Raw genomic sequence first — 15,047 nt, forward strand, 5'->3', positions numbered from 1 at the left:
CGTCAGCCGAACCGGATGTGCTTGACGCTCGTCCACTTGCGACGGACGAAGCCCCGCAGCGCGGTGTCCGTGTTCGGCGCGAGCGCCAGCCCGGCCGACGCGGCGACCCGATCGGCGACCTGCGCGACGGTGAGCGTGTCCGTCTGGATGTGTTCGCCGAACTCGACGCCGCTCAGCCGGTCCAAGCAGAGGTCGAGCTTCGACACCGCGAAGCTCTCGCGTTTCGGCGGGACGCCCTTCCGCCGCACGGAGTGGACGATGCCGCGTTCGCTCAGCCGTCGCAGCACGGTCTCGCGCCGGGCCAGCAGCGCGAAGTGCCGGACGTCGTGCCCGCGCTCCCGCAACCCGCCGACGATCTCGTCGAAGTACCGGGGCTCCACCAGTGTCATCGGCACGACCACCGGCCCTTCCTGCTCGCGGAGTACCAGGTCGAGTACCTCGAAAACGCCCCGACGCCACGCGGACAGGTCCTGGAAGTCGGTACGCAGCCGCGGCGGCATCATCCGATGCAGGCCGAAACCCGCGATCTCGGGATCGGACAGGACACTGCCGGGCAAGCGCCGGTGCAGTTCGTGCGCGGTCTGCGTCTTGCCACCGCCGAACGGGCCGTTGATCCAGACGAGCATGTCGCCGACCCTAGCGACGCAACCACCCGGATGGGGGAGGGTGAGCATCGTCTCGAACTAATGTTCGAGTTTTCACGCATAATCGACGCATGCTCGACACTGGTGACACGCTGCCGCCGGGGCCGCGTCACCTGCACATGGTCCGGCCCAACCAGCCCGTTTGGGTCGATCTCAAGCTGGTGTACCCGGTGGGCGCGACGAAGACCCGCCTGCCCGACGGCCTGGACCTGACCGCCACGGTCCCCGGGCTGCTGGGGATGTGGCGGGCGACGACGACGGCGCACTGGGTCGGCTGGGTCACCTTCCAGCTCGGTCCGGTCGGCCGAGGCGGTACGACGCACTCGCAGTGGGTGCTGGCCGAGGCGCTGCGGCCGCGCGAGGAACGGAACACCTGGTCGGGTAGCTACCCCTCCGAGCGGAGACGATGATCTTCCCGTCCCGTGGACGGTGTTGACCGCACGCCAAAACGCGCCCACGATGACCCCGTGTCCGTCCACTGGGAGTCCGCGCCGACCCGTTCGGCCGGCGAAGGCATTGCCGCATTGCTCCTGCGCCGTGGACGTTTGGGTTCCCCGCCCGCGTAGCTCCTCATCTCGCCAAGTCAGCCGACGGTGAATCCAGGGAGCACGTATGTCCATCGCACTGCCCGGCCGTGTCCGCCTTCGCCCCGCGACCGTCCCCGACGGCGGGATCCTCGAAGGGCCGCGCCTGCTGCGGCGCCTGCCGGAGGGCGTCGAAGAACGCCCGTACGAGCTTTTCGCACTGCGACCGCTGGGACGGCTGATCGGTGCCGAGATCGGCGGCGTCGACCTCGCCCGGCCACTCACGCCCGCTCTCCACGCGGAACTGAACCGCGCGCTGCTGGAGTGGAAGGTGCTGTTCTTCCGCGATCAGGACATCACTTCGGCGCATCAGCGCGCGTTCGCCGCCAACTGGGGTGAACTGGAGACGAACCCGTTCATCCCGAAGGGCGAGACCGAGGACACCACCCGGTTCGCCCGGTCGGCGAGCATGCCCGCGTTCGAGAACATCTGGCACGTGGACGTCACGTTCCGGCCCGCGCCGGCGCTCGGTTCGGTCCTGCGGCTGATCGAGGTCCCGCCGGTCGGCGGCGACACGATGTGGGCCGACATGGCCGCCGCCTACGACAACCTGCCGGAAGAGATCCGTGAACGTATCGACGGGTTGACCGCGGTGCACGACTACATCCCCGGCTTCGACCGCTTCTCCGACCCGGAAGTGCTGCTGCGTCACCAAGAAGCCTTCCCGCCGGTCGAGCATCCGGTCGTCCGCACCCATCCGGAGACCGGGCGGCGCACCCTCTTCGTCAACCAGGCCTTCACGACCCACATCGTCGGCATCGACCGCGACGAGAGCGACCGGCTCCTGCGGTACCTGTTCAGCCGCGCGCACACGCCGGAGTTCCAGGTGCGCTTCGCCTGGCGGCCCGGTTCGGTGGCCTTCTGGGACAACCGCGCCACGCAGCACTACGCCGTCAACGACTACCACCCGCACGCGCGGGTGGTCGAACGCGTCGCCATCGTGGGCGACCGGCCGTTCTGAGCGTCCCCGTGACGGGTGATCGCCGGGGCGGGTTCGCCGGTACCTGTGTGACGATGAGGCCATGGGCATCAACTTCGATGAATTGAAGAACAAGGCCACCGACGCTCTCCGTGAGCACAACGACAAGATCGAGGGCGGCCTGGACAAGGCGGCGGACTTCGCCAAGTCGAAGTTCTCCGGCCACGACTCGAAGATCGACTCCGGCGTGGACAAGGCGAAGGGCTTCATCAACAAGTTCGACGACACCCCGGACAACCCGCCCCAGCAGGGTCGGCCGCAGCCGCCGCAGGGCCAGTAACCCCCCGCAATTCGGCACCTACTTGCGATCGTTGCGCGTGCAAGGACCGCAAGTAGGTGCCGAATCGCGTCAGGAGACGTCGCCGATCGCGGTGTCGCCGTCGATCGCGGTGATCCGGCCGCCACGCTCGCCGAGCGCGATCAGGCCGTCGCGCGCGTCCGGAGCGGTCAGGCTGACGCGCACCCCCGCGCGTTCCGCGTCCTTGGCGGCCGCGAACGCTTGCGCCCCTTCGTTGCCCGCGTTGACCGTCACCGCGAGGCCGCCCGTCGAAGCCAGCGAACCCCGCGCGGCGCCGAGCCGCCCGAGCGCCTCGTCGACGATCGGCAGCAGCGCGTCCCGGTTGCCCTCGGTCATCGCCCGCACCAGCGCCGGGCTCGACCCGGCCACGCGCGTGCCGTCCGTGTAGGACCCGGCGGCCAGCGCCATCGCCAGCGGACCGCCCTGCGCGCCGATCGTGGCCAGGATGGCCGCGAAGATATGCGGCAGATGCGAGATCCGCGCGACCGTCTCGTCGTGCGAGTCCGCGGGCAGCGGCACGACGTGCGCGCCGAGGTCCAGCACCAGCCGGGCGACCTCCGCCCACGCCGTCAGGTCGGTGTCGTGCTCGACGCCCAGCACCCACGCGGCGCCATCGAACAGCGCCGGATCGCTCGCCTTCCAGCCGGAGTTCGCCGTCCCGGCCATCGGATGCCCGCCGACGAACTTCGCGTACGGCGCGCGGCGGCGGACCGAGTCGAGCACCGGGCCCTTCACGCTGGTCACGTCGGTGAGCACGCAGTGCCCGGCGACCCGCGAAACGGTCCGGAGCACCTCTTCGACCGCGGGCAGCGGCACCGCGAGCACGATCATCGCGTCCCGCTCCGCCGCCTTGCTCAGCGCCGCCTCGACCTGCGTCGTCACGTCGAAACCCGCTCTGCTGGCGGCGTCCGCGTCAGCTTCGGAGGTCGTCGCCCCGAACGTGGTGCGGCCGATCGAATGCGCCGCGCGCAGCAGCGAACCACCGATCAACCCGAGCCCGATCACGCATACGTCCCGCACAAGGGTTCATCCTGCCATCTACGAGGCCACTCGTCAGAGCCTGACGACGGAGTCGAAGAGGGAATCGGAAAGCGACCGGCGGGTTCACCAGCAGATACTCAGAGAACGGCGGCGAGGCGGGTTCCCTGATCGATGGCCCGTTTGGCGTCCAGTTCGGCCGCGACGTCGGCGCCGCCGATCAGATGCACCGGCAAACCGGCCGTCCGCAGGTCGTCGGCGAGCTCACGCACCGGCTCCTGGCCCGCGCAGACGACGACGGTGTCCACGTCGAGCAGACGCGGCTTGTCACCGACGGTGATGTGCAGGCCGTCGTCGTCGATCCGGTCGTAGGTCACCCCGGTGAGCTGTTCGACGCGTTTGGCCTTCAGCGCGGCCCGGTGCACCCAGCCGGTGGTCTTGCCCAGCCCCGCGCCGATACCGGACTTCTTGCGCTGCAGCAGGAAGACCTGCCGCGGTGACGGCTCGACCTTCCGTTCGGTCAGCCCGCCCACGGCGTGCTCGGGATCGGTGACACCCCATTCGGCCATCCACGCGTCCAGATCGAGCGCGGGCGAGGTGGTGTGCGTCAGGAACTCGCTGACGTCCACGCCGATCCCGCCGGCGCCGATCACGGCGACCTTGCCGCCCACCGGTTTCCCGTGCCGGACGACGTCCACATAGGACAGGACCTTGGGGTGGTCGATACCCGGGAGCGACGGCACCCGCGGGGTCACGCCGGTGGCCAGCACGACCTCGTCGAACCCGACGAGGTCCGCGACGGTCGCGCGGGTACCGAGGTGGACCTTGACGCCGGTGACCTCCAGCCGTCGCGTGTAGTAGCGGATGGTCTCCGCGAACTCTTCCTTGCCGGGGATCTTCCGCGCGATCCCGAACTGGCCGCCGATCTCGTCGTCCGCCTCGAACAGTTCGACGGCGTGCCCGCGCTCGGCGAGGCCGGTCGCGGCGGCGAGCCCGGCGGGACCGGCGCCGACGACGGCGACGCGTTTGGTCTTCCGCGTGGGCGAAAGCGTCAGCGTGGTCTCGTGGCCCGCACGCGGATTCACCATGCACGACACGAGTTTCCGCTTGAACGCGTGGTCGAGGCATGCCTGGTTGCAGGCGATGCAGGTGTTGATCTCGTCCTCGCGTCCGGTCTCCGCCTTCCGGATCCATTCCGGGTCGGCGAGGAACGGCCGCGCCATCGACACCAGGTCCGCGTCACCGCTCGCCAGCGCCTCCTCGGCGACCTCGGGCATGTTGATCCGGTTCGACGTGACCACCGGGATCCCGACGTGCGGTTTGAGCTTCCCTGTCACCCAGGTGAACGCCGCGCGCGGCACGGAAGTCACGATCGTCGGCACCCTCGCCTCGTGCCAGCCGATGCCGGTGTTGATGATCGTCGCGCCCGCCTCTTCGACCTCCTTGGCCAACGCGACGACGTCTTCCCAGCTTTGGCCACCTTCGACGAGGTCCAACATGGACAGCCGGTAGATGATGATGAAGTCCTCGCCGACCGCCTCACGCGTGCGGCGCACGATCTCGACGGCGATCCGGCGGCGGTTTTCCGCGCTGCCGCCCCATTGGTCGGTGCGCTTGTTGGTCCGTTCGGCGAGGAACTGGTTGATGAAGTAGCCCTCGGACCCCATGATCTCGACGCCGTCGTAACCCGCTTCCTTGGCCAGGAAGGCACAATCGGCGAACGCGCGGATCTGGCGCAGCACGCCGTACCCGGAAAGGGCCCGCGGTTTGAAGGGGTTGATCGGCGCCTTGATACCCGACGCGGAGACGCTCAGCGGATGGTAGGAATACCGGCCCGCGTGCAGGATCTGCAGCGCGATCTTGCCGCCCGCCTCATGCACCGGATCGGTGAGTCGCCTGTGCGCCTTGGCTTCCGCGCGTGTCGAGAGCTTCGACGCCAGCGGCAGGAGCCAGCCGGTCCGGTTCGGCGCGAAGCCGCCGGTGACGATCAGCCCGACGCCACCGCGGGCGCGTTCTGCGTAGTACTCGGCCAGTTGCGGGAAATGCGCTTCCTTGTCCTCGAGGCCGGTGTGCATCGAACCCATGATCACCCTGTTGCGCAGGGTGGTGAAGCCGAGATCGAGGGGGGACAGCAGGTTCGGGTACTGGCTCATCGCTGGTCCTTACGCATCGTGGTGGAATGCCCGGAGGACTTCTTCGAGCCATTCGACATGGCCCTGTTCGGTTCGGATTCCTCCGCGCAGCACGAGGAACTGGTGCAACGACTGTCCACTGAGGACGCTCGGGTCGGGGAAGTCGTGCTTCTCGATCAGCAGGTACGCGTCGAGCTGTGCCGCGTGCGCGTCGCGATGCCGGGTGACCTCGGCGGCGACGGCGGCCGGATCGCCGAGTGTCGCGCCGCGGATCTTCACGGCGAGTTCCCTGGCGGTGGCCGACGGATCGGGTTCGGCGAGCCAGCGGGCCAGTTCGGCCCGCCCCGCGTCGCCGACGGTGTAGACCTTCTTGTCGGGTTTCCCGGACTGCGCGACCTGGTCGACGGCGACCCAGCCCGCGTCCTCCATCCGCTTGAGGACGCGGTAGATCTGCTGGTGGGTGGCGCTCCACCACAGTCCGATGGACTTCTCGAAGCGACGCGTCAGCTCGTAGCCCGAGCCGGACCGCTCGGACAGTGAAACGAGGATCGCGTGCTCCAGTGCCATGCACCTAGTTTCATATGCACCTAGTTGCACTGCAAGGCGACGTGGGTCACAAGTCCGTGAAGGCCTCCTTGAGGGACCCAGGGTCCCTCAAGGAGGCCTTCACGGACCGGAAAGGGAAAGAGCTACGGCTTGCGGGCGACACCGCCGATGACGCGGGACTCCGACGGGGTCGCGGCGAAGATCGTCTTCTCGTCCGGGTGCCACGCCGGCGCGTAGACCAGCCCCGGCTCCAGCAGCGGCCAGCCGCCGAAGAACCGCCTGAACTCGTCCATGGTGCGCAGGAAACCGGGGTTCGTGGTGGTCTCGTAGTACTCGAGGATGTCGAGCAGCGCCTGCCGTTCCTCGTCGTTGGCCGGGTTCTCGTTGGTCATCTGCGAGAGCACCAGCAGCGAACCCGGCGCGAGCCGGTCGCGGTAGAAGTCCAGCAGCGCGTCCGGATCCTGCTCGTCCTTGATGAAGTGCATGACCGCGTTGATCACCAGCGCGACGGGCTCACGGACGTCGATGATCCCGGAGTCCATCACCCGTTCCCACAGGCCCTCGGGGTCGAACAGGTCCGCGGCGATCGCGTGGTGCCGGTCCGGGTCGGCGGTGTCGGCGAGCAGCAGCGTCGAATGCGCGAGGGCGATCGGCTCGTTGTCGATGTAGAGGACGTGCGTGTCCTCCTGCGGCCGCGTCTCGTCGGCGACCTCGTGCACGTTGCCCGCCGTCGGCAGGCCGGAGCCGATGTCGACGAACTGGCGGATGCCCAGTTCGGCGCAGTGCCGCACGGCCCGGCCGAGGAACTGCCTGCTGGTCTTGCAGTAGTCGCCCATGAGCGGCAGGCGCTCGCGCACCTTCTCGGCGAAGTTGCGGTCGATGGCGTAGTGCGTGTCGCCGCCGATGAAGTAGTCGTAGACGCGGGCCGCGGACGGCCGGTCCAAGCTGTTCTCGACGGCCTTGAGCGCCGCGTCGTGATCGATCATCGTCATCCCTTTGTCCGCGCCGGAAATTCCATGCTAACCGGCCGGGACGTAGGCCTCGCGGTAGGCGTTCACGGATTCTGTCAAGCGATCGAGTTCCGCGCGGGTGCGGGCGAGACCGGCCGCGTCGAGGCCCATCGCGTCGCCGATGATCTTCGGGATGCCGGTCGCGCGCTCCCGGAGCCGGGCGCCGTCCTCGGTCAGGCTGACACGAACGGACCGTTCGTCGTCGGCCTGCCGGTCACGCCGGACCAGTCCGGTCTTCTCCAGCCGTTTGAGCAGGGGCGAAAGCGTGCCGGAGTCGAGGTTCAGCACGGTGCCGAGTTCCTTGACCAGCCGCTCGTCCTCCTCCCAGAGCGCGAGCATCACCAGGTACTGCGGGTAGGTCAGGCCCAGGTCTTCGAGCACCACGCGATAAAGCGCGGTCACGGCCCGCGACGCCGCGTAGAGCCCGAAGCACAGCTGGTCGTCCAGGCACAGCGAGCCCGTGTTGTCCGTTGGCATCGGTCCTCCTCGTCCCATGGTGCGTCGATCATGCCTCAGTCCGCCACTTGAGTGGCCTAAATCTCCTTGGGCACATTTAAGTTGTGCACAACTGAGTTGAGGGTTACCTTCAACTCATCGACTTCGCTCCCAGGAGGCAGAAATGACCGCCAACCCGCACAACCTGGCCCTCGAACCCGCCGCGCAGGCCTTCGTCGAGGCCACCGCCAACCCGCCCTTCCTCTTCCAGCTGCCGCCGGAAGAGGGCCGTAAGGCCGTCGACGAGGTGCAAGGCGGGGACGTCGAACTGCCCGCCGCGGCCGTCGAGACCACGCACGTCGACGGCGTCGAGGTCCGCATCGTCCGCCCCGAGGGCGTCACCGGCCCGCTGCCCGTGATCGTCTACATCCACGGCGCCGGCTGGGTCTTCGGGAACTTCCACACCCACGAGCGCCTGGTCCGCGAGCTCGCCGTCGGCGCGGGCGCGGCCGTCGTCTTCCCCGAATACGACCGCTCGCCGGAGGCGCGCTACCCGGTCGCCATCGAGCAGAACTACGCCGTGGCCAAGTGGGTCGCCGAGCACGGCGCCGAGAACGGCCTCGACAGCACGCGGATCGCGATCGCCGGTGACTCCGTAGGCGGCAACATGACCGCCGCGCTCACCCTCATGGCGAAGCAGCGCGGCGACGTCACCTTCCGGCAGCAGGTGCTCTTCTACCCGGTCACCGACGCGAACTTCGACACCGAGTCGTACAAGCAGTTCGCCGAGGGCTACTTCCTCGCCCTCGACGGCATGAAGTGGTTCTGGAACCAGTACACGACCGACCCCGTGCAGCGTGCGGAAATCACCGCGTCGCCGCTGCGCGCGAGCCTCGACGAGCTGGCGGGCCTGCCGCCCGCGCTGGTGATCACCGGCGAGGCCGACGTCCTGCGCGACGAAGGCGAGGCGTACGCCGCGAAGCTGCGTCAGGCCGGAGTTCCGGTGACGGCCGTGCGATACCAGGGCATCGTCCACGACTTCGTCATGCTCAACACGCTGCGGGGAACGCACGCCGCGGAAGCCGCGATCACGCAGGCGATCGGGGTGCTGCGCACCGCACTCGAAGACTGAGTGGCTTGTCCAGGGTGACACGCGTCACCCCGGACAACACTTTCCGGTGGCCGCACGTCTCTTGATCCAGATGTGGGAAGCGCGGTGCGGGGGCGTGCCGCCGCCGGAGAGGGACACGATCGCCATGGGACTGGGACTGAGTGCCATCCGGCTCGATTCCACACTGAACCTCGTCATCGTCGTGGTGCTGACGCTGCTCGCGATCATCGCCGTGCCGTTCCTCTGGGAACGCTGGCGCCGCAAGGTCCTCGGCCGCAGCACCACGATCCTCGCCGCGGTGGTGCTCGTCGTGGTCAGCACCGCGATGGGCGGGAACATGATCGGCGGGTTCTTCCCGACGGTCGGCGCCCTGATCGGCACCGGCGTGTACTCGGGGGAGAGCGTCGACGCCGTCGCCGGCCAGAACGGTTCGGACCTCGACAAACTGCGGGACGCCGGGGCGATGCGGGCCAAGGAGGGCAAGGGATCCGTCGTGCACATGACGGTGACCGGCAAGCGCACCGGCCTCACGCGCGACGTCTCGGTGTACTTCCCGCCGCAGTACTACGATCCCGCGTACCGGGCGCTCAAATTCCCGGTCATCGAATGGATCCCGAACTACCCGTCCGGCCCGGAAGTGGTCACCGGCCCGTACGAACTGCCCGCCAAACTGGACGCGGCCATCGCGAAGCACGTGCTCCCGCCGACCCTGGTGATCATCCCGGACCCGACCGGGAAACCGAAGGTCGGCCACGACACCGAATGCATCGACGAGGTCAACGGCACCGCAAACGACACCTACCTGACCGCCGACATCCGCGACTGGGCGATCGAGAAACTCGGCGCCAATCCGCAGCGGAAGGCGTGGACGATGGCGGGCTGGTCCTCGGGCGGATACTGCGCGATGAACCTGGTGACCCGGCATCCGCAGTGGTACGGCCAGGCGGCGAGCGTCAGCGGCTACTACAAGGCTTCGGTGGACGCGGAGACCGAGAACCTCTTCAAGGGCAGGCAGGACATCGCCGACGCGAACACGGTCACGGTGAACCTGCAGAAGCATCCGTCGCCGGTCGACATCCTCGCGATCGCTGGGGACAAGGAAAGCTTCGAGAGCTTCTCGATCGACCAGATCCAGGCGGCCGTCCGCGCGCCCGCGACGCTCTCGTCGTGGCGGATCCCCGACGCCGGGCACAACATGAACACCTTCAAGGCGCAGGTTCCCGACGTGCTGGCGTGGATCGGCGCGCGGACCGTGCCGCCGTGCGCGCCGCAGGACAAGAAGATCGTCACCAACGGCGGGGTCACCCCGTGGCCGCTGCCCAACACCGGCGCCAAGGGCGCGCTGGTCGACGTCGTCGAATAGCTAGCCGCGCTTGGCGCGATAAGCCTTGGGGTACAAGCGAAGCCGGTCGGGAACCCGGTTACCGGCCGCTCTCGTGACCGCGCCCAACCGTCGGAGCCGGCGTTCGTCGCGGTCTGTCCACTTGAGACTCAAGCGATCGCGAAGAGCCTGAGGTAGCAAGCCGATCGCGCACAGCGTCAGCACGTTCCCGCCCGCGGGCCGGACGGGCCGCCAGAAGGCATCCGGCAAGAACCACCAAGGCGGCGATGGGGTGTCTCGCATGGTGAGCGAGCGGAGCAGTTCTCGGACCGTGTGGTTGTCCTCGAGCCGGTTCGCGACAACGTCGTCGAAGTAGGCATCGAATCCTTCGAGGTCCTCCGGCATGTGGTGCTCGCGGAGGCCGAGCAGCAGGCCCAGTCGTCGCCATTCCGCGTAGAAGCGGTGTTTATCCGTGCGGGACAAGGGATGGACGAAGACCTCGTGCATGCGGACGGTCGTCCAGAACGTCGATCCGTGCACCCACCGATAGGCCTCGGGGTTCAGCGCGTGATAGCGCTCGCCGTGGTGGTCGACGCCCTTGATCGCCTTGTGCATCTCGCGGAGCCGCTCGGCCTCCGCGATCGCCTTCCGGCCGCCGAAAACCTGGCACAGCAAGGAATCGATGGTCCGGTCGAGACGGCCCCACGGGTCCTCGGTGTAGTTCGAATGGTCGTGGACGCCCGCGCCGACCACCGGATGCGCGACCTGCAGCAGCAACGCCGTCCCCGCGCCGAGCAGCAGCCTCCGGTCGCCGGCCACTTGCCAGGCAACGGAATCCGGGCCGAGCGGGGCCGCGGCGGGCAGGCGGGCTTCGGTGCTCATGACGACCTCCCGGAAGAGTGGCGTACGGCCACTGTCCCACCTTGTTTACAGGCCGTCAATAGCGGGGAGCAGTGCCTCCACCACGTCGGTCACCCGCTTTCCGGCGCCGGAATAGGTGGTGGACGTCGGTTGGGAAGTCAGTACGACGACGAGGTAGCGGTCTTCTTCGCCGACGACGCCGGAGCTGTGCAGGATCCGGGAACCGCGGCAGCACGCCCAGCCCTGCTTGATCGACCAGGGAAGGCTGCCGACGGCGTCGGGGATGCCGAAGTACTGCCGGATCCCGTCGGAGCCGCTCTCGGTCGCGCCGCTCAACGCGCGCATGATCGTCGCCCGCGTGCCCGCGCCCGCCTGGTCCAGCAGGTAGCGGTAGATCTTCACGACGTCCGCGGCGGTGATCCTGGTGTCACCCCAGCGGCCGGGATCCTCGGGCGGACGCGTGCCGGCGAGGCCGATCTTGGCCGCCCACCGGGTGACGATGACCGGCCCGCCGTGGGCCGACCACAGCCTGCTGGCGATGTCGTCGTCGCTGGCCGAGAGCATCTGCTGCACGGTGCTCGCCGGTGTGCCCGCATGAAGCGCTTCCAGCGCGATGAGGAGCTTCACGAGCGACGCCGAGGTGTAGGAACGCTCGGATTTGAGGGAAACCGTGGTCTTCTCGGCCGTGCGGTCGTAGACGGCCACGCTCACCTGCCCGCCGGGGACGAGGTCCGCGAGGGCCTGAATGTCGACGGTCCTCGGCGGTGGACCCGGCACCGCCGAGGAGGACGGGGGCGGGGATTCGGCCGGCACCGCTTCGTCCTCGATCGTCAGCGCCGCGGCCCTCGACGCCGCGATCGCCGCCGGACCGGAACGCGACGGCGGAACCAGCGTCATCGCGACGATCGCACCCAGGCACAGCCCCACCAGGAGGAAGACCCCGCTTGCTTTGCCCACACGAGTTCTTGCCCGCATCACCCTTTCGTGTTCACGGCTAGGCCATTCGGCCGCCTCGGTTTGCCCGGGAGGGCCTCGGGGTACCCGGGCTCCAGCGTGAATTCAGTTCGCCAACTCTGGGAGGCGGAGCAATGGCACGTGCACAACGCGCTCGGATCCGAACGGCGGGACTCCAACCCGCCCAGGTCCTCGCCGGCCTGGCGAGCCTGGCATTCCTGGTGTTCGGGATCGTGGGCTTCACCAGGACCGGGCTCGCCGATTTCGCCGGCCGTCACGACGAGACCGTTCTCGGATTCTCGGTGAACCCGCTCTACAACCTCGGGTTCGTCCTGCTGGGCGCGATCGGTCTTCTGCTGACCTTCGGCTCTGGCCGGTCCCGGGCCTTCGGTTTCCTGACGTTCGTCGCCTTCGGGGCGCTGTTCGTCTGGGGCCTCATGATCGCCGGGACCGTATCCACGAACCCGGTGTCACAGGCGGGGAACCCGTTCAACCTCAACGGGCCGGACAACTGGCTGCACCTCGGCCTCGCCGCACTCGGGCTGGTGATCGCGTTCCTGCCCGCGCGGCACAAGGTGCTGCTGCCGGAGGACGAGGACGAAACAGTGGCCGGGGACCGGGCGGACAGCGCCACGGTCGTCCAGCCCGTCCACGACGATCCGCGACGGCCGAAGCATGAGAAAGGCCCGGCCGTCGCTCGCGAAGAGCGACCACCGGGCCTCGCCCACTAGGTCTCAGTAACCGGACTGGGCGGGAGCGTCTTCCTTCTTCTCGGAGGCGTTCCCGCTCTGTGCCGCCTTGTTCTTCACCGGCGCGGTGCTCTTGCAGCCCGCGGGCTCGATGACGAACCAGGTGCCGCCGACGCCGTGACCGTTCGCCTCGCCGGCGTTCGCGTCCTTGGCGTAGCGGTAGACGGCCCACCCGCCGACGGTGACCTGCGTGGTGCCGTCCGCGCGCTTCACCGTGCCGAGCAGCTTCTGGTCGATGCCTTCGAGCTGGACGTCGCCCTCGGCGAGCACCGGCGGCCAGGCCTTCGCGCAGTCACCGTTGCAGGTCGGCTGCTTGTTCTTCTTGTCCTTGGTGAACATGTAGAGGGTGAACCCCTCCTGGTCCACAATGGCCGGTCCGATGCCGTCGACGTTGCTCGCGACCAGCTTCGTGGCGCCGTCCGCATTCTGCTCTGCCTTCTTGTCGGCCGGAGCCGCCTCGGCCTCCTTCGCCGCCTGGCCCGCCTTGCCGCCCTTGACGTTCGCGGCGTACCAGGTGCTGCCGACGCCCTGGCCCTTCGCCTCGCCCGCCTTCGCATCCTTGGCGTAGCGGTAAAGCGCCCAGCCGCCGACGGTCACCTGCTTGCGGCCGTCGGCGCGGGTCAGCTCGCCGACCAGGGCCTGATCCACACCTTCGATCTGGACCTCGCCTTCCGCGAGCACCGGCGGCCAAGCCTTCGCGCAGTCACCGTCGCAAGTGGACTTCGGCGGCTTCGCGCTGTCCTTGTCGAAGCGGTACAACGTGAACCCGTCCTTGTCGACGAGCACCTGGCCGAGGTTCCCGGCTTCGGCCACGGCCACCTTGGTCTCGCCCTTGGCCGCCGGGGCGTTCCCGCCCGCCCCGGCCACCGCGGCGGCGGGAGCGACCGCGGGCGCCGCCGTCTCGGTGCCGCCGGAGCAGGCCGACAACACCACCAGGCCCACGGCCGCGGACGCCGCTGCGACGACGAAACGCTTGCGAAGCATGGGATTTCTCCTTGTTCGTAGGGGTTCCGCGGCTTGGCGCGGTGAGCTTGTACCCCCTACACGGAGCCCTCGCGGGACCGGTTCAAGGAGTTCGCGGATTTTCTTCGCGGACCTCCAGCGCGGCGTCCGTGAGCACCCCGGCCGAACCGGTGTAGTTCGCGGGATCCAGCAGGTCGGCGAGGGATTCCGCGGAGAGCACTCCGGTTATCTCCGGCAGTTCGGAAAGTACGTCACCGAGAGCCCTGTCCTGCTCCAGCGCCAGCTTGGACGCCTGGCCGAGGACCTCCTTGGCCCGCGCCTTCCCGAGCAGCGGGGCGAGCACCGTCGAAAGCCGCTCGGAGACGATCTGGCCGTGCGTGAAGCCGAGGTTCTCGCGCATGCGGTCGTCGTCGACGACCAGACCGCGGGCGAGCTCGGCCGCCGTATGCGCGGCGCCGCCGGTCAGGCGCAGGCACTCGCGCAGCAGCTGCCACTCGGCGTGCCACGCGCCCGCGGACCGTTCGTCCTCGGAGAGCAGGGCCTGGGTGACGCCGGTGGCCAGCACCGGGACCTGCAACGCGGCCGAACGGATCAGCGTCGCTAGCACCGGATTGCGTTTGTGCGGCATCGCCGAGGAACCGCCACGGCCCTCGCCCGCGGGCTCGGTGACCTCCCCGACCTCGGTGCGCGTCAGGAACTGAACGTCGACCGCGATCTTCCCCAGCGCGGCGGCGGTGAAGGAGAGAGCGGCCGCGAGGTCGGCCGTCGGGGTGCGGAGCGTGTGCCAGGGGAGCGTGGTCTCGGCGAGGCCGGTCTCCTCGGCGAACGCCGTCTGAAGCCGCTGCGGATAGCCGTCGGGCAGCTCGGCGAGCCGCGCGTACTCGGCGTACGCCGCCCTCGTGCCCGCCGCGCCCCCGAGCGAGACCGGCAGGACGACGCGGTTCAGCCTGTCGAGCGCGTCGAGAGCCAGCTGACGCCAGCCCGCCGCCTTGAGCCCGAACGTGGTCGGGACCGCGTGGGCCGTGAGGGTGCGCCCGGCCATGATCGTGTCGCGATGCGCGCGGGCGAGATCCGCCAGCGCGTTCGCCGTCGCCTCGAGGTCCGCGGTGACGAGCGCCCGGGTCCGCGCGGCGACCAGCATCATCGCGGTGTCGAAGATGTCCTGGCTGGTGGAGCCGCGATGCACGTACTCCGTCCCGGCCGCCTCGGTCAGCTCCTTGATCAGCCCCACGACCGGATTCGCCGTCTCACGGGCCGCCTTCGCCAACGCGACCACGTCGATCTCGACCGACGCGGCGGCCTCGGTGATCGCCTCCGCGGCGGCCTGCGGAATCAGCCCCGTGCCGGCCTGCGCCCTGGCGAGCGCCGCCTCCGTGTCCAGAAGGGCCCGCAACCAGGCGAGATCACCCGTCGCCGCCTCGGCGGGCGTGCCGGCACGGACCGGGGACAAAAGGCCGGAGTCGGGATCGGCGTTCATCGCCC

The 15,047-nt window shown here is 69.0% G+C and carries 16 protein-coding genes; 6 read left to right on the plus strand and 10 right to left on the minus strand.

The genetic code is table 11. The annotated features are described in order from the left end of the window. Window positions 1-2: 2 nt before the first annotated feature. Window positions 3-626, minus strand: coding sequence for an AAA family ATPase (locus tag ACIHAO_RS04210; protein ID WP_396554654.1), 624 nt, complete (start codon window positions 624-626; stop codon window positions 3-5). 89 nt (window positions 627-715) lie between these two features. Between ACIHAO_RS04210 and ACIHAO_RS04215 the strand changes: the two genes are divergently transcribed. From ACIHAO_RS04215 to ACIHAO_RS04225, 3 genes are all read left to right on the plus strand, one after another. Further along, on the plus strand, window positions 716-1,054 hold the full coding sequence (locus tag ACIHAO_RS04215) for a hypothetical protein (RefSeq protein WP_396554655.1): 339 nt from the start codon (window positions 716-718) through the stop codon (window positions 1,052-1,054). 202 nt (window positions 1,055-1,256) lie between these two features. Continuing rightward, on the plus strand, window positions 1,257-2,189 hold the full coding sequence (locus tag ACIHAO_RS04220) for a TauD/TfdA dioxygenase family protein (protein ID WP_396554656.1): 933 nt from the start codon (window positions 1,257-1,259) through the stop codon (window positions 2,187-2,189). Between the two features lie 61 nt (window positions 2,190-2,250). Next, the gene (locus ACIHAO_RS04225; protein WP_396554657.1) at window positions 2,251-2,487 is read left to right on the plus strand and encodes an antitoxin; all 237 of its coding nucleotides are present in this window, start codon (window positions 2,251-2,253) and stop codon (window positions 2,485-2,487) included. A 69-nt stretch (window positions 2,488-2,556) separates the two neighbouring features. Here ACIHAO_RS04225 and ACIHAO_RS04230 read toward each other — a convergent pair whose 3' ends face one another. From ACIHAO_RS04230 to ACIHAO_RS04250, 5 genes are all read right to left on the minus strand, one after another. Then, complete coding sequence (locus tag ACIHAO_RS04230; protein WP_125791504.1) at window positions 2,557-3,510, minus strand: prephenate dehydrogenase; 954 nt, start codon at window positions 3,508-3,510, stop codon at window positions 2,557-2,559. Window positions 3,511-3,623: 113 nt separating this feature from the next. Further along, window positions 3,624-5,636 carry an FAD-dependent oxidoreductase gene (locus ACIHAO_RS04235; protein ID WP_396554658.1) on the minus strand — a complete coding sequence of 671 codons (2,013 nt, stop codon included), beginning with the start codon at window positions 5,634-5,636 and terminating at the stop codon, window positions 3,624-3,626. A 9-nt stretch (window positions 5,637-5,645) separates the two neighbouring features. After that, complete coding sequence (locus ACIHAO_RS04240) at window positions 5,646-6,182, minus strand: PadR family transcriptional regulator (protein ID WP_396554659.1); 537 nt, start codon at window positions 6,180-6,182, stop codon at window positions 5,646-5,648. A 122-nt stretch (window positions 6,183-6,304) separates the two neighbouring features. Continuing rightward, the gene (locus ACIHAO_RS04245; protein ID WP_396554660.1) at window positions 6,305-7,153 is read right to left on the minus strand and encodes an SAM-dependent methyltransferase; all 849 of its coding nucleotides are present in this window, start codon (window positions 7,151-7,153) and stop codon (window positions 6,305-6,307) included. 27 nt (window positions 7,154-7,180) lie between these two features. Then, window positions 7,181-7,648 (minus strand): MarR family winged helix-turn-helix transcriptional regulator, encoded by a 468-nt coding sequence (locus ACIHAO_RS04250; RefSeq protein WP_396554661.1) that lies wholly within the window; start codon window positions 7,646-7,648, stop codon window positions 7,181-7,183. 142 nt (window positions 7,649-7,790) lie between these two features. Between ACIHAO_RS04250 and ACIHAO_RS04255 the strand changes: the two genes are divergently transcribed. After that, entirely contained in the window at window positions 7,791-8,738 is a 948-nt protein-coding gene (locus ACIHAO_RS04255) for an alpha/beta hydrolase (protein WP_396554662.1), read from the plus strand. Window positions 8,739-8,862: 124 nt separating this feature from the next. After that, the gene (locus ACIHAO_RS04260) at window positions 8,863-10,080 is read left to right on the plus strand and encodes an alpha/beta hydrolase (protein ID WP_396554663.1); all 1,218 of its coding nucleotides are present in this window, start codon (window positions 8,863-8,865) and stop codon (window positions 10,078-10,080) included. On the opposite strand, the gene ACIHAO_RS04265 is transcribed toward ACIHAO_RS04260, so the two are convergent. Together ACIHAO_RS04265 and ACIHAO_RS04270 are read right to left on the minus strand one after the other, a co-directional pair. Then, window positions 10,081-10,920 (minus strand): oxygenase MpaB family protein, encoded by an 840-nt coding sequence (locus tag ACIHAO_RS04265; RefSeq protein ID WP_396554664.1) that lies wholly within the window; start codon window positions 10,918-10,920, stop codon window positions 10,081-10,083. It lies immediately after the preceding gene. 45 nt (window positions 10,921-10,965) lie between these two features. Continuing rightward, window positions 10,966-11,856, minus strand: a complete 891-nt coding sequence (locus tag ACIHAO_RS04270) for a hypothetical protein (RefSeq protein ID WP_396554665.1) — start codon at window positions 11,854-11,856, stop codon at window positions 10,966-10,968. A 131-nt stretch (window positions 11,857-11,987) separates the two neighbouring features. Between ACIHAO_RS04270 and ACIHAO_RS04275 the strand changes: the two genes are divergently transcribed. Continuing rightward, window positions 11,988-12,584, plus strand: coding sequence for a DUF4383 domain-containing protein (locus tag ACIHAO_RS04275; protein ID WP_396554666.1), 597 nt, complete (start codon window positions 11,988-11,990; stop codon window positions 12,582-12,584). Window positions 12,585-12,587: 3 nt separating this feature from the next. On the opposite strand, the gene ACIHAO_RS04280 is transcribed toward ACIHAO_RS04275, so the two are convergent. Together ACIHAO_RS04280 and ACIHAO_RS04285 are read right to left on the minus strand one after the other, a co-directional pair. After that, window positions 12,588-13,586, minus strand: coding sequence for a hypothetical protein (locus tag ACIHAO_RS04280; protein WP_396554667.1), 999 nt, complete (start codon window positions 13,584-13,586; stop codon window positions 12,588-12,590). Between the two features lie 82 nt (window positions 13,587-13,668). Beyond that, the gene (locus ACIHAO_RS04285) at window positions 13,669-15,042 is read right to left on the minus strand and encodes an adenylosuccinate lyase family protein (protein WP_396554668.1); all 1,374 of its coding nucleotides are present in this window, start codon (window positions 15,040-15,042) and stop codon (window positions 13,669-13,671) included. Window positions 15,043-15,047 lie beyond the last annotated feature (5 nt).

It is taken from the genome of Amycolatopsis sp. NPDC052450, from assembly GCF_044547565.1.
GTDB lineage: Bacteria > Actinomycetota > Actinomycetes > Mycobacteriales > Pseudonocardiaceae > Amycolatopsis.